Origin of the sequence: Prosthecobacter sp. (assembly GCF_044378005.1) — a bacterium.
GTDB lineage: Bacteria > Verrucomicrobiota > Verrucomicrobiia > Verrucomicrobiales > Verrucomicrobiaceae > Prosthecobacter.
Genome location: NZ_JBILYB010000019.1, coordinates 38,368 through 59,248, shown reverse-complemented (window position 1 = coordinate 59,248; position 20,881 = coordinate 38,368). Strand labels below are relative to the sequence as shown.

At 59.2% G+C, this 20,881-nt stretch carries 13 protein-coding genes; 7 read left to right on the top strand and 6 right to left on the bottom strand.

From position 1 onward, the window contains the following. The 3 genes from AC6FTP_RS06340 to AC6FTP_RS06330 all read left to right on the top strand — a co-directional run. A partial coding sequence (locus AC6FTP_RS06340; protein ID WP_497206060.1) for a GTP-binding protein occupies positions 1 to 1,005 on the top strand: 1,005 nt, incomplete at its 5' end. Positions 1,006 to 1,018: 13 nt separating this feature from the next. Then, a complete protein-coding gene (locus AC6FTP_RS06335; RefSeq protein ID WP_497206059.1) occupies positions 1,019 to 1,489 on the top strand; it encodes a hypothetical protein in 471 nt (156 codons plus the stop codon). Positions 1,490 to 1,842: 353 nt separating this feature from the next. Continuing rightward, positions 1,843 to 2,283, top strand: a complete 441-nt coding sequence (locus AC6FTP_RS06330) for a Fur family transcriptional regulator (protein ID WP_497206058.1) — start codon at positions 1,843 to 1,845, stop codon at positions 2,281 to 2,283. Between the two features lie 97 nt (positions 2,284 to 2,380). On the opposite strand, the gene AC6FTP_RS06325 is transcribed toward AC6FTP_RS06330, so the two are convergent. Together AC6FTP_RS06325 and AC6FTP_RS06320 are read right to left on the bottom strand one after the other, a co-directional pair. After that, a complete protein-coding gene (locus AC6FTP_RS06325) occupies positions 2,381 to 3,112 on the bottom strand; it encodes a choice-of-anchor M domain-containing protein (RefSeq protein WP_497206057.1) in 732 nt (243 codons plus the stop codon). Between the two features lie 62 nt (positions 3,113 to 3,174). After that, entirely contained in the window at positions 3,175 to 4,938 is a 1,764-nt protein-coding gene (locus AC6FTP_RS06320) for a choice-of-anchor M domain-containing protein (protein WP_497206056.1), read from the bottom strand. Positions 4,939 to 5,007: 69 nt separating this feature from the next. On the opposite strand from AC6FTP_RS06320, the gene AC6FTP_RS06315 reads away from it, so the two are divergent. Continuing rightward, positions 5,008 to 7,296 carry a TonB-dependent receptor gene (locus tag AC6FTP_RS06315; RefSeq protein WP_497206055.1) on the top strand — a complete coding sequence of 763 codons (2,289 nt, stop codon included), beginning with the start codon at positions 5,008 to 5,010 and terminating at the stop codon, positions 7,294 to 7,296. Between the two features lie 7 nt (positions 7,297 to 7,303). Here the strand turns inward: AC6FTP_RS06315 and AC6FTP_RS06310 are convergent, their stop codons facing one another. Both AC6FTP_RS06310 and AC6FTP_RS06305 read right to left on the bottom strand, forming a co-directional pair. After that, positions 7,304 to 7,867 carry an RNA polymerase sigma factor gene (locus tag AC6FTP_RS06310; protein ID WP_497206054.1) on the bottom strand — a complete coding sequence of 188 codons (564 nt, stop codon included), beginning with the start codon at positions 7,865 to 7,867 and terminating at the stop codon, positions 7,304 to 7,306. A gap of 5 nt (positions 7,868 to 7,872) precedes the next feature. Then, positions 7,873 to 15,456, bottom strand: a complete 7,584-nt coding sequence (locus AC6FTP_RS06305; RefSeq protein WP_497206053.1) for an Ig-like domain-containing protein — start codon at positions 15,454 to 15,456, stop codon at positions 7,873 to 7,875. 76 nt (positions 15,457 to 15,532) lie between these two features. Here AC6FTP_RS06305 and AC6FTP_RS06300 point away from each other — a divergent pair, with 76 nt between their 5' ends. The 3 genes from AC6FTP_RS06300 (at position 15,533) to AC6FTP_RS06290 (ending at position 19,012) form a co-directional block, all read left to right on the top strand. Continuing rightward, the gene (locus AC6FTP_RS06300) at positions 15,533 to 17,185 is read left to right on the top strand and encodes a nucleoside recognition domain-containing protein (RefSeq protein ID WP_497206052.1); all 1,653 of its coding nucleotides are present in this window, start codon (positions 15,533 to 15,535) and stop codon (positions 17,183 to 17,185) included. After that, a complete protein-coding gene (locus AC6FTP_RS06295) occupies positions 17,182 to 18,369 on the top strand; it encodes an NAD(P)/FAD-dependent oxidoreductase (RefSeq protein WP_497206051.1) in 1,188 nt (395 codons plus the stop codon). Before AC6FTP_RS06300 ends, AC6FTP_RS06295 begins: the two co-directional genes overlap by 4 nt. A gap of 160 nt (positions 18,370 to 18,529) precedes the next feature. Next, complete coding sequence (locus tag AC6FTP_RS06290; RefSeq protein ID WP_497206050.1) at positions 18,530 to 19,012, top strand: hypothetical protein; 483 nt, start codon at positions 18,530 to 18,532, stop codon at positions 19,010 to 19,012. On the opposite strand, the gene AC6FTP_RS06285 is transcribed toward AC6FTP_RS06290, so the two are convergent. Further along, positions 18,997 to 19,356 carry a DUF2237 family protein gene (locus AC6FTP_RS06285; protein ID WP_497206049.1) on the bottom strand — a complete coding sequence of 120 codons (360 nt, stop codon included), beginning with the start codon at positions 19,354 to 19,356 and terminating at the stop codon, positions 18,997 to 18,999. The two genes, AC6FTP_RS06290 and AC6FTP_RS06285, sit on opposite strands and share 16 nt — an antisense overlap. Positions 19,357 to 19,461: 105 nt before the next feature. Further along, positions 19,462 to 20,799, bottom strand: a complete 1,338-nt coding sequence (locus AC6FTP_RS06280) for a DUF1501 domain-containing protein (protein ID WP_497206048.1) — start codon at positions 20,797 to 20,799, stop codon at positions 19,462 to 19,464. Between the last annotated feature and the right edge of the window lie 82 nt (positions 20,800 to 20,881).

Genomic DNA, 20,881 nt, shown 5'->3' with positions numbered 1-20,881 from the left:
CACCAAGCTATGAGCCGCATCCCCATCGTCCTTATCGCCGGATTTCTCGGTGCGGGAAAGACCACCTTCCTCCGGGCCCTCATGGAGGCACTCAAAGAGCGCCGCATCGGCTTCAGCGTCGTCGTGAATGATTTTGAAAATGCCGAGATCGACGTCACACGCCTCCGCAGCCTCGATGTCGAGGTGCAGGCCATCAATGGCTCCTGCGTCTGCTGCTCCTCGCTGAACGACTTCATGCTCACGCTCGGCACCATCGACGTGCCACGCGGCGGCGTGCTGCTCGTCGAGGCGAATGGCGCATCTGATTTCATCACGCTTATCTCCGCCATCGCCATGCGTGGCGAGTGCCGACGCTTCCTTTCGCCATTGCAGGTCAGCATGATCGACGCCGTCCGCTGGCAGAAGCGCCGCAAGCATAACCAACTGGAGCAGGAGCAGGTGAAAACCAGCACGCACTGGATGCTCACGCACACCGGCAGCATCAAGGCACCACGCCTCGCAGGCATCCGCGCCGCCTTGAAGATCCTCACCCCGCGCGGCCAGGAGACTGATGTGGAACGCTTTGCCGATTTCCTGCGCCTGCAAAGCGCCACCGCCCGCTTCGCCACGCCAGAGTCACCGAAAGCCCAGCTTTTCGACGAAGCCACCACCGCCGAGCCGCATGAACATCATCACCATCACGACAACGAACGCGCCTTCACCTCCATGCGCGTGCCCGTGCCCTTTGTCGTGCAGCGAAGCGATCTCGAGCGCGTGCTGCGTCATCTGCCAGATGAAGTCCTCCGCGTGAAAGGCCTCTGTCGCCTCGCCGAAATGCCGCAGATCCCCTTTTCATTCCAGCACGTGCGCCCCGAAGGCGAGACGTGGTTCCTCCCCATGATCGGTGCCCTCGGCATCATCCCCAGCGGCGTCGTCATCGGCGTCGGCCTGCCAGAAACTCACATCCATGCTCAATTCGAAGCCCTGCCGAGTGCCGAGCTAGCACCGGAGGTGAAAGTTTGCTAAATCCCGCGCAATCATGTCCACCCGACCGAATCGAGAAATCCATGTCCGCCATGCCGAGGGTGCGCCCGAGGCTGTCATCAGCGCCGTGAAAACGGAGCGCGAGCTGCAAAGGCTCATCGCAGGTGAAGGTGCGGTGGACAAAAGCCAGATCAGCGAGGTGGTGAAGAAGCTGCAAGTCGTCATCGCCGATTACCTGGAAGGCGGGCATGACATCGACATCCGTCTGACTCCGCTGGAGATCATCAGTGCCGTGGAGGCGGCGATCCAGGAAGCCTCCGGCAAGCCGAGTCCCTGGCCGGATGGAGCCGACGCACGCACCTTTTTCATCCATGGGCTCTACGACGAGCTGATCCAGCAGCCGAGCAACATCTTCGAAACCAAGCTCTTCCCTGATGGCAGCACGCGCTACGTGCCCATTGGTCGCGCGGTATGGAAAGCCTGCCTTGAGCGGCTCAGGGACCGCCTGAAAGCTCGGTGTCAATAAGGCAAATAAATTGCATTACATTCCTCCTTGGGCTACGCCAACGCCCATAGTGAAACCAACCCATTGCCAAGCTATCCTCACAGGATTCGAGTCCTTTAAGTACGACGGGAAAGAGTTACAGCCTCACTGGAAAGAGCTTGGATTTATGCTCGAAAATCTGAGCTGTAGCATAGGCTACGAGCGCCTCGCTAAGCCAGGAAATCTCCAGGTGCTGAGACGACCTACGGTGCCCCCTTGGCTGGGTAAAGTGCATCCTGCTTCCATTTGGTAATCAGCGTAGAACGACGAACACGCATCTTCCTCTGTCCATGGACCATAGAGCAGTAAAAACTCTGGATACTCCACTCGCCGGAGTGACTCATGCAGAGCGTTTGAAGATGCGGGAGCAAGTGCTGAACCAGCTTTGGGAATGCGGCATAAAGACGACCAAGGCCATGGCTGCCCTAGTGGATGAGATGCTGCTGCATGAGAGACCCATCACTATTTCGGAACTCAATGAACTGCCCACACTTGAGATGCTCAATCCGACAACGCTCTATCGCCTCATCACCAAGATGGAACAGGTGGGCGTGGTGCGAAGGATCGGCCTGCATACGCGTGCAGCTCATTACCGTCTCGGCTTGCCCGGAGAGCAGCGTCACTACATCGTATGCACCTCATGCGGGGAGGTTTGCCAGGTTCATCCACCGAAACCGTCCGAGAACGTGGAAGGATTCATCGCCCAGCAGACAGGCTGGTGGGACGTCAGACAGCAATTGGAGTTTTTTGGCACCTGCCCGCAATGTAGCCTTTAATCGTGGTCAATTTTTCAAACGGGGAACGACGCAGCCTGAGGAAAAATCCGGCCGAGGAACACAATCTCCAACACCGCTCCCTGATCGGCGGCTTCAACTACCTGCGACGACGGAAGAAAAGGCCCATCAAACCAAGTCCCATCAGCAAGGCACGGCTGGGCTCTGGGGCGACCTGGAAAGTGAAGGAATGGGTGCCACTGGTCTGCAAGCCGTCAGTGGCGTGGTTGCCTGAAGCAAAGAGGTTAATCGTCCAGGTTCCGGCTTCACTGAAGGTCATGTTGTAGTGGTCGTGTCCTTCGGCAGCGATGTCGATTTTATCACCAGCTCCGATACCATCAGCCGTGGACATGAAGAAATTCCAGCCGCCTAGCCCATCGCTTTGATAGGCGGAGAAGTGGCCTGTGCCGCTGGGGGAAGAGATGCTGGCGAGGCTGAAGGACAAATTGCCCAGCCAGTCGGCGGCGTTGAGTTCTTCAGCTCCGAAACCTAGGAAGGGGATAAGCGGGTTATTGCTCTCAGGCAGACGCCAGAGGCCCTGACCGAGCATGACTCCAGTGCCAGAAACAAGAGAGCTATCCGACTGGACGTGAAAAGCGCTCGTGGAGACATGAACATCAATTTCATCCGGCTCATACTCGGTGTCAGACGGGAGAGGCACACCGTCCACAGTAGCTCCGGTGTGGGCATGAACATGGAGGGCTAGCTGCCCTGGGCCCGTGTACTCCATGCCGATGTCACCATGGCCTGCCGTGAATGTGACGGCTGCCTGGGCTGGAAGCGCGAGAGCTAACAGGACGAGCGCGGGGATGCTGGAGAAGTATGATTTCATGGTCGTGTGAGAGGAAAGGTAAATAAGCGTCAGAGCTTATTAATGCAAATATTTTGCTTTAACTAGCGGAATGTTGGCTGGAAGCGAAAAAAACGTCGTTCCCCAGGATCGGTGAGAATGCGCAGACGACGCTGCATGATGCGTCCGTGGGCATTGCCTGCTTCGGCTCCGGTTTCGTAGCTTTCCAGCGGCAGGCCGATCACGCGTGGGCTGCGGACAGTCCAGTTGATGAGATCGGTGCTGGTGGCGGCGTTGATCTCGTAGCTGCCTTCCATGATCGCGTCTTTGTAGGTGTCTCTGAGGAAGTCGAAGTTTGCCGCCGTCCCGATGCGGTCGCACATCGGCAGAGTGTGACCACCTGGGCGCACGGGGTCTGCCCCGTGCCAGAAAAGCAGGAACTCGACTCCGTTGACGAGGCCGTCCTTGTCATAGTCGGCGGAGGCTGAGGCCAGTGTATTGGCTGCCAGACCATGGGTGCGCTCGAAGCTGTCACGCCATGTGGCATAGCTGTGATTGGCCGTGACGCCGGAGCCAAAGACGAGGGTGAAGGGCTCGCTGACACGAACTGTTCCGCCGCCTACGGGTAAGCCACTGAGTGTGCCGGTGACGCGGTGGATGCCGGTCTGGGTAAAGGCGGCAATGGTGCTTAGCGCAGCCGCGCCAGTGAGGGTGAAGCTGTCAGCACTGGTGATGCCATCTGCGGTGTTCATGAGCACGGCTGTTCCTGCGCTGTTTAAAAGAGCAAAGACTCCAGGACCACTGTGACTGGTCAGGGTAAAGATGAGCTGATCACTTTGAAGAATGCCCGTCGGCAGACCTGCGGAGGCCAACGCTGGATCAAGCCCGACGATGTTGGCCACGCTGCTGCCTGCGGTGGTGAAGGTCAGCGGCATCTGACGCACAGCTCCCGAGAGGGTGGTGGTGACAGGGCTGGTGGCTGTGGTGGATGCCTCCAGAAAGCCCTGCGTCGGGACATAAGCGACGGCGTTGGTGCTGTCCTCCAGCAGGCTGTGCCAGCGCTCGCTAGTCGCGTTGTGCCCGAAGCGGATCGTCGCCTGGGCTTGAAGCCTGCTGCTGAAGGGGATGGAGAAGCGAAAGGTCTTCTGCGCCGAAGTGAGTTTATTGGCGTGTCTGCTCAGACCTGGATTAGTTTTTCCAGAGGCCTCGATGGTGAGATTGTAGGTGCCGGGTTTGGTGAAACCCCAGTTGAAATGACTGTGAGCATTGGGCGGCAGCGTGGGGATGCTGTCCGCACTGGTGATGCCGTTGGAGGTGTCGAGATACCACAGCAGTGTGCTGCCATCACTCTCCCAAAGGCCGAAACGTCCGCCCGCCGCAGGACCAGTGCCCGTCATGCTGACCAGGCGCAGACCGATGCTGCCGGTGGCTGATGCGGTGTAGTTTCCCATAAAGAATACCTGAAAAATGCCGGGGTCCATGACGGCACGAGCGCCGAGGAAAGGTGTGCCGAGCACATTCGCCTGTGGAAAGAACCAGAGCGGCGAGCCCACAGTGCCGAGGCGTGAAACTGCCGTGGTAATGGTGATAGCATTCCCATTTGTCTGCTGCGTGGTGCGCGGCGATGCGACAATGACGGTGGTCTCAGGGTCCATGCGCACGATCTGAGTGCGGTCGTTGAAGTCGTCGTTTTTGTTGTAGGAGACATTCAGTTTCCAGCCTGTGTTAACATTGGATGATGCAGGCGGAAGCTCATAGTCGGCATGGATTTCGATATGGCCATAAAGCAAATCCGTGAGTGGTGTCTGGGCCAGGGCATGCCCCATGAAAAGGGCGGCAAACAGGCTGAGACAGGTGAGGCGTGACATGATGTTTCTGGCGCTTTATTAGATGCAAATAGATTGCATGTAAACCCTTTGCTCTGCATTCCTTTCGCCATGCATTTTGGTTCTGCTCCTCACCTCCATTTATCAGCGCTGCTTCTGCTTCAGATAGGTCCGCTCCTGTCTCAGGAGGTGGTTCCCGCGCCTGAATCCGTGGTGACGGAAACGGCGATGAACGTCGTGGATGCGGCATCCTCAGAAGCACCTGCGGAACCGCAGGCCGTTGGCAATGATGAGGTTCAGATGCTGGATGAGATCGTCATTGAGGCTGACCGCGATGGGCCATCCAGTGCTATGACCGTCGGGCGGTCCCTGCGCATCGCGGGCATCTCCATCCAGCCGGTGACAGAGCTCAGTGGTGACGAACTCATGCGGCGAGCGCAGGGGACTTTGGGGGAAACTTTGGCCTGGGAGCCCGGCGTGACTTCGAACTACTTCGGCCCAGCGGCCAGCCGCCCGGTCATCCGTGGTTTTGACGGCGTGCGGGTCAAGCTCATGCGCGATGACTTGAGCACGATGGACCTCTCCGACACCAGCCCGGATCATGGTGTGACGGTGGACCCACTGCTGGCAGAGTCACTGGAGATTCATCGCGGTCCCGCAGCTCTGCTTTATGGAAACTCCGCCATCGGCGGCGCGGTGAACACCCGCAGCCGCACGCTGGCACGGGAACTGCCGCTGGAGCGATTCAATGGCAGTTTTGATTCACGAATCGACAGCGTTTCCCAGGGCTGGGCAGAGACTGGCTGGCTAAGCGTAAAGCAAGGGCCGTGGGTGCTGCAGCTCACCGGCAGCATCCGCGAATCAGAGAATATCCGCATCCCAGGCAAGGCGCGCACGGAGGCTTATGATGCCAGCGAGCGCCCCCGCACCCGCCCACCAGGAGGAGGTCCCGGAAGCGTGCCCGTAGAGAATCCTGAAGGCCATCTGCTGAACACTTTTCACCAAAGTCATAGCTACTCCATCGGTCTTTCTTTTCTCCCCGAAGGGCCTTTCTGGATGGGCGTCTCCTATTCGTATTTCGACAGCTTTTACGGCCTGCCGTACATCTTTTCTGGAGATGCCACAGACCCGTTGGGGGACTCGGTGATCGACATGCGGCAGCGCCGTTTTGATCTGGAAATGGGGCTGGATCTCGAACTCGGCCCGCTCCAGAAAATCCAAGTCCGCCTGGCTCAGAGCGACTACCTGCATGACGAACTCTTCCAGGGCAGTGGAGCCGATTCAGACGTCTTTTTTAATGAGACCGCTCTTTCCAAAAACACCGTCGAAGGCCGGATCGACCTGCTGCATGGCGGCATCGGTGGCCGATTGGAGGGCGTGATCGGCATGCAGAGTTTTGTGGAGGATTTTGATGCGAGCCGTCTCGTCGTGCCACCACCGACGGAGTTCCGCGTGCCTGCCTATTACTCCACGGAAAACCTCGGCCTGTTTCTGCTGGAGAAGTTGAAGCTCGGCGACTGGCAATTCCAGTGGGGCTCCCGCTGGGAACAGCAGCGGATCATCGACGACAGCCTCGCCGGACTCGTCGAAGCACGCCTGCTGGAGGAAGAATCTCAGAGCCATTCCCTGGGACTGACTTGGTCACGGGAAAAGTTTCTCGGGCTGAAGAAACTCTCCCTCACTGGCATCGTCTCCGACACTCAACGCATGCCCACCGCCACAGAGCGCTACGCTTTTTGGAACAATGCTGCGATGGGGCGTTTCCTCGTCGGCGGTGACATGGACGGTACACCGCTGAGTCTGGAAAAATCTCTCGGCTACGAACTCGGCCTGGCCGCTGATTTGGAGAAGGTCAGCCTGCGGGTGAATGCCTTCCAATACGAGTATGAGAACTTCATCTTCCTCCAGGAGATCACCAACTTCATCAACCGTGCCGTGCAATACATTGAGCGTGAAGCCATGATCTCCGGCTGGGAGGCCGAGCTGGAATGGCGTGTTTGGCAAAACAATGAACGACAGGTGAAACTCACGCTCATGGGAGACAGTGTGAGTGGCCACAACGTCACCGATGACGAGCCTCTGCCGAGGATGCCGCCGGGCCGCTTCGGCGCACGGCTGGAATACAGCACCGGGCGCTTCAGTTGCGGCATCGAGGCGCGTCACAGCTTGGAGCAAGATCGCCTTAAACCCGAACCACGCGGCGAGCTGCCCACCGATGCCTACACCATGATCAATGCCGATGCCTCCTGGCGGCTGATGAAGGATCGTCACGATGTCTTATTCACCCTGCAAGCCACCAACCTCCTCAACGAAGAAACCCGCGTGCATACCAGCTTCCGCAAAGACGTTGCCCCTCTCCCAGGCATCGGCGTCACCGCCAGCGTACGCTGGAGTTTCTGAGTCAATCTCACCCTCCGCAGAGGTTCATTTGCAACTTCTTGCGGAGGCGATGTGAGGCCACACGCAGCGCTCCCGGTGTGATTCCCAAAGCAGCCGCAGTTTCTTCAGTGGCCTCTCCTTGGATGAAATGGCGCTCGGCCAGTTCACGCTCATGAGGCAGGAGATCGGCCAGGGCCATTTCAAGCACTGAGCCCTGCTCCTTGTGCATGGCTTCATGGTCTGGACTGCGGCTGTGGGTCAGTTCCACATCTGCAACGTCCACCGCCGCACCTTCAAACACGGCGCTGAGCTTGTGCCGATGGCACCAGTGGCGGCGGAGTTTGGCGCAGGTGTTGCGTGCGACGACGCTGAGCCAGTGGGCAAAGGGCTTCTCGGGCTGGAAGAGATGCAGTTTGTTGAACACGCGCAGAAAGACCTCCTGCACGGCATCCTGCTCCATCTCGGCGGGGACTCCCCAGCGGCGGGCGGTGCCGAGCACGAGGCTGCGGTGCTCGTGGACGAGCCACGCGGCGGCAGCTTGATCACGCTGGTGCAGCCAGGCGGTGATGGCGTTTTCGGCGGTGGTGATCATTCGCTTCAGGGAGTGCTGACTTTAATGCGCATGAAGACCTGCTGCCCGGTGGCGGTGGGCACGCGGTAGCTATGCAGAGGCGGGGTGGCGCTGTTGGTGACGGGGTGCCAGTCGTTGGGGGCCAATGAGGTGGAGTATTCGGCTCCGTAGCTCACACCGCTGACGCTTGCTGGCTGGGTGAAGTTCATCTCAAAGAAGCTGCCGTTCATCTCTCCCTGCGGGAGCTGATGAGTGCTGCTGGAGTTGGGACTCATGTCGAAGGCGTATTCGAGGAAGTTCGGGATGCCGTCGCGATCGGTATCTGCCGTGTCTGCGGCGTCACCAGTGTTCGCGCTGCTACCGAAGTGAACCGTGCGCCAACTGGTCAGAGCCTGAGTGAGTCCAAGATTGACCGTGGCCATAGCCCAGCCACCTGTGCTGTCATGCACCCAGTAGCTGAAGCTATCGCCACCGATGTAGGTGCTGCTGGTGGGCGTGTAGCTGAAGCTGCCGTTGCCGTTCAGCGTGAGTGCGCCGTGCGTGGTTTGAGTATTCACCAAGGCTGTCAAAACATCGTTTTGAGGATCGCTGTCATTGGTGAGCACATTGCCGGTGATGACTCCGCCAGCCTGGGCAGTAAAGAAGTCGTTCACAGCTACGGGGGCGCGACCCGTCATGCCAGCGGCCACGGAGTAGGGTGAAGGGCCGCCGGGGAGACCGACCTGCAAATAGAGTGTCTCCACACCACTTTCGATATAGGGGTCAGCACCTGCATCATAGACTCCATTGCCATTCAGATCGCGATAACCACTGGTGACGAAATCCACTTCATAGGTGCCTGCGGTGGAAAAGCCGAAATCAAAGTGTTGGTGACTGCCCTGGAGGAGCCAGACCGCGTCGCTGCCGCTGAGGCCGTCCGCGCTGCTCATCCATGCCTTCGGGACGCCAAAGCTGTCCACCTCAAACACACTGACTTGGCCGCCCGTGCTGCTGCGCACCGCCACCATCTGAAACTTAAAGTATGCTCCCGTAGCATTGACCCGTGGATCACTGACTGCGACGGCTGACAGGGTGCCTCCGGGGATGCCTTCACCACTGATGCCAAGCTCAGGGAGTGAAGAAATGCTACCGCTCGCATCCCAGCGGAAGTAGGTCTGGCCTGCGGGCACACCAATGAAATCCCAAGCCGCGCCTGCGGGCCGAGTGATCGCTGCGTCAGGTGTACCCGTGATCACCACCTCCTCATTCTCATACGCATCCTCATCAGGATGCACCTGGAGTTCAAGCCGATTGTCCTCATACACGGGGCGCAGGTCGCCATGGCCCGCTCCATAGAAGTTCGTGATGGTGAAAGCTGCCTGGCGTTTCAGTGTGTAAACCTCTCCTCCAGGATAACCGCTGCCAAGAGGCGCACCGCCGAGGTCGGTGATGCTGGCATCACTCTTCATGTGCAGTGCTATGACGCCACTGCCCGTGCCGGTGCTGACTTCGACCACACGAGTGCTGCCACTGCCGCTGACGCCAAGCAGCGACGCCCCGGCGAGATCATCTGTCGTGATGATCTCCAGATCGGCCGCGTCCACGCCCTGCACGGCTTCATTGAAGCTGACCAGAAACTTAACGCTGGGCGCGTTCGTCACAGCAGCATCAAGCCGGGTGATCTGCGTGACAAAAGGCAAATCACCATCCACCAACACGCCTGTGAATGGCGTGGCAGGCAGACTCAGCGGCGCGGCCGCACCACTGGGGGATGTGATGGTGCCACCATTGAGTGCGATGCTCGAGCTGCTGAGCTGCACCCCGGGGCTCTCATCCAGAGCTGTGACAACATGACGGAAGACGAGTTCCGTTTGACCACTGCCTGAGACATACGAGGCGGTGATCAGCTCACTGCCAAAGTTCAGCGTGATCTGCGGTGTGCCCGTGACGGTGACTGGATAGCCGAAGTGGATGATGACATCCAAATGCTGTCCGAGGAGATAGCGCCCAGAGGCTGGCGGCACCACCTCCGTTGCCGATTGCCCCAGACGGTTCAGATATACGGCGACCCGCCCTTCGGAAAAGCTGCCGACGATCAAGTCATTGTCCCCATCCGCATCCAGGTCAGCGAGGCGCACCGAGCTAGTCTGGCCTTCCATCAAGCTGATCATCTGCTCCGAGCCAAAGCTGCCGCCTCCTTGGTTTATGACCGCCGCAAGCGCCGGAGCGCTGGCATAAGCACCGATGACGACATCATGATCCCCGTCATGATCGAGATCACCCGTCGTGTTCGCATAGGCTGGTGAGGCAAAAGGCAGCAGATTCCGCGCACCAAAACCACCCCCGGCCTGCCCGGCATAGTAGCTGATTTTTGAGGTCCCATACTCCACGGAGAGCAGATCCACACGGCCATCACCATTGACATCGCTCATGTTATCCAGAGAGCCGAAATCCTGGGTGCTGATGAACTGACGCGGACTGAGCACACCACCTCCGGTGTTCGTGAACCAAGAGATCTCGTTGGCAAAGTAGTCCCCGACCAGCAAATCGTTGTCACCATCAGCATCGAGATCGTTCAGAAAGATGCCGCCGATGCCGCTGAAGCTGCTGGAGATAACCACCCGTGCCGCGAAGCCGCCCGGCTGGCCCTGGAAGTAATAGAGCGTGGTGCCGCCATCCTGCCCGGCGAAGATGTCATTGCGCCCATCGCCATTCAGATCGCCGATGCGGATGTTCGGCCCCGAGATGTCGGTGGCCAGAACATGACGCGTGAAGACACCCGCCCCATTGTTTTGATACCAGGCCAGGGTGCCTGAATACATGCCGGCGAGTGCATCTGGATCGCCATCCATGTCGAGATCGCCGGGCAGGGTGAACCACACACTTGCAGCAGCGGCATCAATGACCTGCTCATTCTGGAAGCTGCCATCGCCATTACCGCGATACCACACGACCTTATTCGAGCCGTAAGCACCAGCGAGAATGTCGAGCTTGCCATCGGCATCGAAGTCCACGGCATTGACTGACGAGACACCACCCAGGCCACCCGCGCCTGCGACTTTGGCACGGCTAAAGGCCACAGGTGAGTTATTGAAGATATTGGCAGTGCCCTCGGTCCAGCCGCCCTGGCCATCATGCACCCAGTAGGTAAAGGTGTCGCTGCCGGTGAAGCCAGCATTTGCCGTGTAAATGAAACTGCCATCCGCATTCAAGGTGAGCACGCCATTGGTCGGGCCTGTCTTCAACACAGCCGTGAGGGCTCGCCCTTCTGGACTGCGATCATTCACCAACACATTGCCAGTGGCTGTTCCACTAGGCTGCACTCCGACCACGTCATTCGTGGTGACTGGCGGCAGGCCTGATCCCAGAGGATTGACGATGAAGCTTTGTGCCGCCGTTGTGAGAGCCGTGCCGCCAGCGGTGGCATCATCCGTGAGCGTCACGTCCACCACCGCCGTGCCTGCCATACCGCTGAGCACATAGCTGAGCGTGCCATCGCTGCTGATCGCTGGCGCGGTGGAGAAGATCGCGGCTCCGCTGGTGACGTTCACATTGAAAGTGAGGGCCTGCTCCACGCCCGCGTCGCCATCGGCGATGCTGGTGGCCCAGTTGGTGAAGCTTTGGGCACCAGTCGTGCCAGGTGCGTGGCCTTGGTTCGCGCCTTTGACGAAGGATGGCATGTCATTGACCGGCGTCACGGTGACGTTGGCGGTGGCCGTGGCAGTGCCACCGTGTTCATCGGTGATGGTGTAGGTGAAGCTGTCGCTGCCGTTGAAGTTCGCCACCGGTGTGTAGCTCACCCCGCTGCCGCCACCGGTGATCACCACGCTGCCATTTGTGCCCTGAGTGACGGCAGAGACAGTTAGTGCTTCGTGTAGATCGGGATTCGAGAGATCATTGCCGAGCACGGGCACAGACGTGACCGGCGCATCTTCGGCGAGCGTGATCGTGTCCATCCTCGCGGTCGGCGCATTGTCCTGAAGCGGCACGCCGGGGGCTGTCTCAGTGTCCACGTCAAAGGTGAGCGTGGTGAGGCCACCTTCCACCCGGGTGAGGTTGCCACCCACATTCACCCAGCCGACGGGGCGCACGGTCCAGGTGTAGCGTCCGGCAGCGGTGAAGGCCCAGTTGATATGCGTGTGCTGTCCGGGGTAATACCAGTAGCTGTCCGTCGCATTGCTACCCACGGCGATATCGTTAGCGGAGTTCACACCATCCGCCGTGTCCACCCAGCAACTGATGTTGCCCTGGTAGTCGGAGTTTTCATAAAGGGAGAAGTGCCCAGGCCCTGTGAAGCCCACGGTTTCCAGCACCATCCATTCGGTGGAGAGACCGGCCACACGCGGATCATTCGCCGGACCAGGAAAGCTGGCCAGCAAGCCTGAGGAGGTCTCTTCGGAGTTGAAGCCGAGATCAAGCTTATGTCCGCCGACGGAGCTTCTCGGCGCAAGCCAGATGAACGCTCCCGCAGGGACGCCGATAAACTCAAAGCCTGCCGTGCCGGGATTGGTGACCTTCGTGGTGGGATCAAGGAAGAGCACACCCTCGTCCGTGTCGAGCACGGTGGAGCGACTGTATTCGAGGCTCGGGCCGAACTGGAAGTCGGCGTGATACTTCATGTGCCACGCCCCATCTTTGAAATTGAAGCGCACATCGGTGTGAAGCTTCGACGTGGGTGAATCGACCAGCAGATAAGCGCCAACGGTGATGAAGGCGGGCGCGATGGAGGTGGCTCCGGTGTTGTCTTGCAGGGTATAACTAAAGCTATCCGGCCCGGTATAACCGCTGTTGGGCGTGTACCGCAGTGTGCCGGGGGCCGTGCCTGCCACCAGGGTGCCATTCGCGGGCTGGGTGAAGGATTGAATCGTCACCGTCGAGGTGGCTTCGACGATGCTGTCATTGAAGCGCACATCGAGCGTGGAGGTGCTGCCTTGTTTGGCGAAGAAGTTGTCCGCATTGGCCACCGGCGGGTCCCAGAGGCTGTTCACCGTCACGGTAAAGGTGCGCGTGGTGGTGATATTCCCCGCATCCCGTGCGCTTACGGTGATGTTGCCCGTGCCGGAGAGATTTGGCTGGGGCCGGATGCGCAGGGTGCGGTTTGCACCGCTGCCACCGAGGGTGAGCCTGCTGGTGTGCAGCAGCGTGGCGTTTGCCGTGGTGCGTGTGACCACAAGAGAGGACGCTGCTGTCTCGACATCGCCAATGGTGAAGTTCACCGTGACATCACCATCTTCGTTCATCGTCAGATTGCCGGAACCATCCACTCCAGCGCCTGAGATGAGTGAAACTGTGGGTGCATCATTCACCGCCGTGACCGTGAGCACGAAGCTGTCGCTGGCCTGCTGGCCCTGCGGATCAGTCACCGTCACCGTGATGGTGGACGTGCCGGATTGATTCAAAGCCGGCGTCAGCGTGAGTGTGCGGTTTCCCCCGCTGCCGCCGAGCAGGACGGAGGCGTTCGGCACCAGCGTGGTATTGGAAGAGGTGGCGGACAGTGTGAGCGATCCCGTGCCGAGATCCGCATCCGCGACGGTGAATGCCACCGGCCCCAGCGTGGCGTCTTCGGCGATAGTGGCATCCGAGATGTTCGAGATCGTGGGAGCCTGAGGCGTGGCAAAAACAGTGACGGCGAAGGTCTGCGCCGCCGTGGTCAGTGCCGCTGTGCCCGCTGTGGCATCGTCTGTGAGCGTCACCTCCACCTGCGCCGTGCCAGCGGTGCCGCTGAGCGCATAGCTGAGCGTGCCATCACTGCTGACAGACGGAGTCGTGGAGAAAATCTCGCTCCCGCTGGTGACATTCACATTGAAGGTGAGTGCCTGCTCCACGCCCGCATCACCATCGGAGATGCCAGTGGCCCAGTTGGCAAAACTTTGCATTCCAGTCGTGCCGGGCGCATAACCTTGGTTGGCTCCTTTGACAAAGGACGGCGCATCATTCACCGGCGTCACCGTGACATTCACCGTGCCTGTGACCGTGCCACCGTGTTCATCGGTAATGGTGTAGGTGAAGCTGTCGCTGCCATTGAAGTTCGCCAGTGGCGTGTAGCTCACCCCGCTGCCGCCGCCGGTGATCACGACGCTGCCATTCGTGCCCTGAGTGACGGCAGAGACAGTTAGAGCTTCGTGGAGATCGGGTGAACTGCTGTCGTTCGTGCGCAGGTCAGCACTGACAGAGCCATCTTCGTTCACCATGAGGCTGTCGTTCACGGCCAAGGGTGCCGCTTCGGTCATGGGTCCGGTCACAGGTGGAGTCAGCCCATCGAAAACCAAGAAGTGCAGTGTGCTCACCGGGCTGGTCACCTCCACCAAGCCACTGCCTGTATTGATGAAGGCCTTCCAGCGCACATCGAACTCGTAGCGGCCAGTGTGCGTGAAGGTCCAGTTCATGTGCGCATGAGTGCCGGGTGTGAGCCAAAAGGTATCACTGACGTTGTTGCCATGAGAGGCCTCGTTTGGGCCATTGATGCCATCAATGTTGTCCCAGTGGACCACCGGGGGACTGCCACTGTAAAACATGGAAAATACCGCATCCGCAGGGACACGGACAGCCACCAACTCACAGCGCATCCAGGCGGCATTCGCCGTAGCACGGGGATCACCAGAAGGGGTGTAGCTGGCAAAGGTGCCCGAGGGGATGGACTCTGTGCTGATGCCGGGCCAAATAAGCTCAGGGTCTTGGCTTTGCGGAAGAGAGTACAGGCTTTGACCCGGTGCCCGACCCAGGAAACTGTAAGCGACAGGGTCCAAATTGCCTGGCAGGGCGAGCAGCGATGCCCCGTTCACCAACAGCAGCGCTTCATCGAAATCCAGTAGTGTAGGATTACTGCCACCACCGACATTGGGAGTCCCAAAGGGTAAGTCAGCCTGCACACGGCTGCCCCACTGCCCACCTGAGTAAAGCACCCGCAGATCGGTATGCACCAAATCCACCGGCAAAGACTGCCCCACCGTGATGTAGGCGTCAGTGGTCACCTGCACTCCTAAATGATCCATCACAGTGTAAGTGAATCTATCAGCCCCCGTGAAACCTGCATCTGGGGTGTAACTCAGCAGGCCCGGAGTGCTGCCAAACGTGAGCAGGCCCCTGGAGGGCAGGGTAATGCCCTGTATTGAAAAAGTCTGGCCCGGCTCCGCACCGGGAGCGTCATTGATGAGAACATCCAGGGTGCTGGTGCGATCCGTTACGGCGAACAAGTGGTCCGGTTTCGTCTGAGGAGGATCATAGACCGAGTTCACTGTGATGGTGAAAGTCACCGATGCCGTGAGTCCACCCGCATCTGTCACAGTGAGCGTGACGGAAGTGCTGCCATGCAGATTCGCCGCCGGACGCACGCGAAGACTGCGCAGGCCAGCACTCACCGTGGCCAGCCGCAGTCGATGTGAGCTACTGGTGCCGATGCTCGGAAACAGCGTCGTATTTGTCCGGGTGCCAGTAACTGTTAGTGATCCGCCGACCGTCTGAGCATCGCTCACTGTGAAGTTCACTGTGACATCTCCATCCTCATTGAGCGTGAGATTCCCGCTACCATCCACGCCCACACCGGTGATGCTCGTGATGCTTGGCACCGTGTTTTGCCCCAAAGCGGCCACGACGAGTCCAAGAAAAATGAAGATGGAGAAACAAGCTCTCAAGGGTTGAAGTGCAAACAAGTTGCATTTAACATCCGATATATTAATCGCAACTTATTTGTATTAACTACCAATCAACATGCTCACCTCTGCTCCCCAAGTCGTCCTCACCGGACTCGAATCCGTTGGCAAATCCGCGTTGTTTCGGGGGCTTACGGGACAGGCGACTGGCGATGAGGCGAACTTCCGTGGATCGACCACTGTTTGCCGGAAATGTCGTGTCGCTGACTGTCATTGCGACGTGGTCGATACGCCGGGCATCCGCGTGAATGGAGATGCACAGACCACGCAAACGGCACTTTCAGCCATGGATACGGCAGACGTGGTGCTGCTGGTGGCGCGTGGCACTCATGCGGTGAGCGAAGTGGAGACGCTGCTTCGTGAGCTGGATCTTCAGCAAAGGAAGACAGCGCTCGCCATCACCTTCCAGGACAAAGCCCCCGAGCAGATCGAGGCGCTGGCGCAGGTGTATCGCGAGCGTCTGGGCATCCCCGTGGTGGTGGTCAATGCGCGTGAGTTGGATGCAGATGGGCGCACGCGCGTGCTCGGAGCTATTGTAAGCGCTGCGCAGGTGAAGGTGGTCCAGCCCTCAGGGCAGGTTCCGCAGTCGAGAGGACTGCACCACACTCCGGTGCATCCCCAAACCACCCTGTTTGAAAACAAGCTCGCCGGTCCGTGGCTGGCTCTGGCCTGCATGGCGCTGATGTTTGCCCTGCCGGTGTATGCGGCCTATGTCTTCGCGAGCTGGGCTCAGCCGCTGGTCGATGAGCTGGCCATCTCGCCCCTGAAGGCAGTGGCTGAAAGCTGGCCAAAGCTCGCTCAGGTGATGCTCACGGGTGGCTACGGAGCCATCACGCTGGGTTGGTATTCCTTCCTCTGGGCCTTCCCCGTGGTGCTGCTGATCAGCGCGAGCGTGGCGCTGGCGGAGGAAACGGGGCTGAAGGACCGCATCACGGCAGCGCTCGACCCCTGGCTGCGGCACATCGGCCTCAGCGGGCGTGATCTGATCCCGGTGCTCAGCGGCTTCGGCTGCAATGTGGTGGCGGTGTTTCAGACGAGATCCTGCTCGAAGTGCAGTCGCGGCGCCTGCGTGTCGATGATCGGTTTTGGCAGCGCGTGCAGTTACCAGATCGGCGCTTCATTGAGCATCTTTGGTGCGGCGGGTCAGCCGAGTTTGTTTTTCCCCTATCTTGCCGCTCTCTTTGTGGTCGGTGCGCTGCACACGCGGATCTGGCATGGGGCACTGGCAAAGGAGGCCGCATTGCCGCTGCATGAGCGTGCGTTTTTGCAGAAGCCTACTTTCCTAGCCGTCTGGTGGCGCGTGAAGGCGGCGCTGGGTCAGTTTTTAAAACAGGCCATGCCGATCTTCATCGCCATCTGCCTCGTCGCAGCATTGCTGGAGCATTTTGGAATCATCGCCTGGTTCACGGCAGGCGTGGCTCCATTGCTGGGGCTGTTTCACCTCCCGGGTGAAGCAGCCCCAGGCATCCTGTTTTCTATTTTGCGAAAAGACGGCCTGCTCACGCTCAACAGCGGCGATGGCAGCCTGATTTCGTCACTGTCAGTCGGGCAGGTCTTCGTGCTTGTCTGGCTGGCATCCACTTTCACCGCCTGCCTGGTCACTCTATGGACCGTGCGCCGCGAGCTTGGTTGGAGAGCCGCGGCGCTCATCGCAGGAAGGCAGGCGGTGACCTCTTTCGTCAGTGCATGGGTGCTCTCCTTCTGGTCATGAATACAGCACCTATCCCGGTATTGATCATTGGCGCAGGTCCGGCAGGCATCGGCTGTGCGCTGGCACTGAATGCCTGTGGCATCCAAGCCCAGATCGTGGATGCGCAGGGAATCGGGGGCTCGTTTAAAAAATGGCCCCGACAGATGCGGCTGATCACACCTTCATTTCACAGCAATTCCTTTGGCTGTGTGGACCTGAACGCTCTGACGCCGCAGACCTCCTGCGCGGATTTTTTGCACACAGAACACCCGACGGGTGAAGAGTATGCCCGCTACCTCCAGGCGCTCGTCATTCACTACCAACTGCTCGTGGATGCTCCGACGAAGGTGCTGAAAATCACACCGTTGGCGGATGCCACCTTCGAGGTGCAGACCCATCAGGGCAGCTACACCGCCGAGCATGTGATCTGGGCAGCCGGTGAGTTTGGCAGGCCAGATGATGGCGGCATCCGTGGAGCTGACCTCTGTCTGCACAATAGCAAGGTCCAGGACTGGGATCAGGTCGCCTTGCAGGGGCAAAAGTTCGCCATCATCGGAGGTTACGAAAGCGGGATCGACGCGGTGGTAAACCTCATGCAGCGGGGGAAAGAGGTGCACGTGCTCTCCCGTGGTGAACCCTGGGGCAGCGAGAACCCCGACCCCAGCCGCAGCCTGAGTCCACGCACCCATGACCGACTGAAAAAAGCGCTCACCCAAGCGCCGGGACAGGTGCGGTTTTATAAGAACGCACATATCCAGGAAGTGCGGAAGACGAGCGGAGGCTACGAACTGCTGGACGATGAGCAGACACCGTTTCACAGCCCCACACCGCCCATCCTCGCCACAGGCTTCCGCCATGCTTTGGAACCCATTCACGATCTTTGGTCATGGAAAAAAGGTCTGCCTCTGATCAGCGAAGAGGCCGATGAATCCACCCTCTTACCAGGCCTGTTTTACAGTGGTCCATCGCTCAGCCATCGCGGGATGCTTTTTTGCTTCATCTACAAATTCCGCGCTCGATTTGGAATCATCGCACGAACCATCGCGGAACGTCTCGGTCACGAGTGGGAAAAGCCGCTGAAGCTCTGGAAAGAACGCGGCTTCATGATGGATGACCTGAGCTGCTGCCTGGACTGCCAATGCGCTGTCGAAGCCGAAGAAACCAACAACCCCGAGGTGGAAAATTATGAAGCTGTGGTCGCCTAAAAAGCCAAATGAAGCGGGCATTTCTACCCGTTCACCAAACCAGCAGGCTGGAAAGCCTGCGACACTCTCCCGAGGTCATCTCAACGACCTCACCGCAGCGCTCGGTCAGCAGATGTTTTTCTGGGGGCGTGACGTGCTGGCACGTGAAGGAAACCTTCTCGTGAAATACGGATTCACCCGCACCGAGTCACCTGGGCTGAAAGGCACGAGCTGCTATCGCAAAGCCTGGCGTTCAGGCTACATCGAGCTGCATGGAGCCTGCGCCGGGTGGTATCCCACCGATCCCGAAAGCACTCCAGGCTTCCTTTTCATCCGCACAGATCGTCGCTGCTACGCACATCATGAAACCGAGGCCGTCATCCCAGGCCGCTACGATTACGAAAAGCTCAGCTCAGGAGATCTTTCCATGCTGAGCCATGCAGGAAGCATCTTCGCGGGCGGGCTCGCGGATTATGAAAGATGGATCGAGAGGCATATCGGCCCGGAACACCGCTCCGAGTGCTATTCCATGTTCAGCAAGCTACCCGCGGGCAAGCCCTGGCTGCCGCCAGAACTGGCCCAACGCTGGATAGACACACTGGCCTCTGTCAGAAAGCTCCCAAGGGCACGCGAATGGATGCGCTCTCATCAAACCGCCTCATGAGCGCGCAGGTCTTCGAGCGAGACGAATTCCAGCGCATGAACATGGGTGGACTCCAGCACCACAGGCGGCGCTTTTTCCATCTCCAGAGCTTCGGCCCATCGGCCCACGCAGACGCACCAGCGATCTCCAGATTTTAAACCGGGGAAGTCGAACTCGGGCACAGGCGTGGAGAGGTCATTGCCGCGTGAGCGGCTGAAGGTGAGGAACTCCTCTGTCATCACGGCACAGACGGTATGCAGGCCTTTGTCATCCGGGCCGGTGCGGCAGTAGCCGTCGCGGTAGAAGCCGGTGATGGGGTCGTTGCAGCAGCCTTGCAGGGGAGTTCCGAGTACGTTGGAGGGCATGTGAAGAGAACGCATCGTTTGGATGCGAAGATCACCTTGTTTTGATTCTGCCTGCAAAATCAAAACAATGATGCCACCAGACCACGAAGCTAAATACGCGGCGAATTACGCTATAAGATCGTTGAGGAGCCTGCCGCCGTTGACGATGTCGATGGGGCGGACGCCTTCGAGAACGAGGCGCTTCTGGGAGTTGATACCGAGGAGGCGATACATCGTGCGGGCGAGATCTTCGGGGCCGACTGGATTTTCATCCGGCTCAGCTCCGAGGGCGTCGGACTTGCCATAAACGAAGCCTTTCTTCACGCCACCGCCCGCCATCGCCACGGAGAAGACGCGCGGGTAATGGTCGCGACCATTGGTGGAATTGATCTTCGGTGTGCGGCCGAACTCGGAACTGACGAGCACCAGTGTGGTGTCCAACATGCCGCGTTCGTCGAGATCACGAATGAGGCGGGCGAAGGCCATGTCGAAATTCGGTGCCTGACTGTCGAAGGCACCTTTGATGTTCGAGTGATGATCCCAACTGCCGTAGTTCACCGAGACCATGCGCGTACCAGCTTCAACAAGGCGGCGAGCGAGCAGGAAGCGCTGACCGGCGGAGTTGCGACCGTATTCGTCGCGCAGTTTGTCCGACTCGGCATTGAGGTTGAAGGCTTCGCGAGCCTGCGTGGAGCTGATGAGATTGTAGGCAGCGCTGTAGAAGCTATCCATCGCGGAGAGGCCGTCGGATTTCTCGGTGGTGCGGAAGTGCTCATCCACGGCGGCGAGCAGACCCCGACGGCGGTCAAAGCGCTTCTCGTCGATATCCTTCGGTGCGGCGAGATCGCGCACAGTGAAGCCTTTGTCCGCAGGATCACTGCCGAGAGCGAAGGGACCAAACGCGCTGCTCAGGTAGCCGCTGCCCTGCTCGGGAGCGAAGACGCTGGGGATGGCGACATAGGGCGGCAGATTGTTCCGCGATCCCTGTTCATGGGAGATGATGGTGCCGAAGCTTGGGAACTTGATGGCCGGGCTGGGGCGATAGCCGGTAAACATGTTGTGCGTGCCACGCTCGTGAGCGGCTTCACCATGCGTCACGGCGCGGATGATGCTGATTTTGTCGAGGATCTTGGCGATGTTGGTAAACTTCTCACCGACGTACTCTCCGGTGACACCTTTGATCGGGCTGTAGGGGCCACGATAGTCTGGCGAAGCAAAGGGTTTCGGATCCCATGACTCGTGCTGGGCCATGCCACCGGGCAGATAGATGTGAATGATGGAGGTGGCGATGGGCTTGTAGGACTCCACCGATGGCATGTTGATCGCCGCCGCCTGAAGCTTCATCAACTGTGGCAGCGTGATGCCCAAACCCGCCATGGCACCGACTTGCAGGAAGTCACGACGACCCTGAGCGGTATTGAAGAGGTTGGTATGGTTGCCGGAGCAGAGACGATGCATTTTCATTGGGGGAGAATCAGTTCGAGGTTCAGAGCGAACCTACGAGGGCTGATCCATTGTGTTGCGCGGCAGGCCGAATGTGACAATT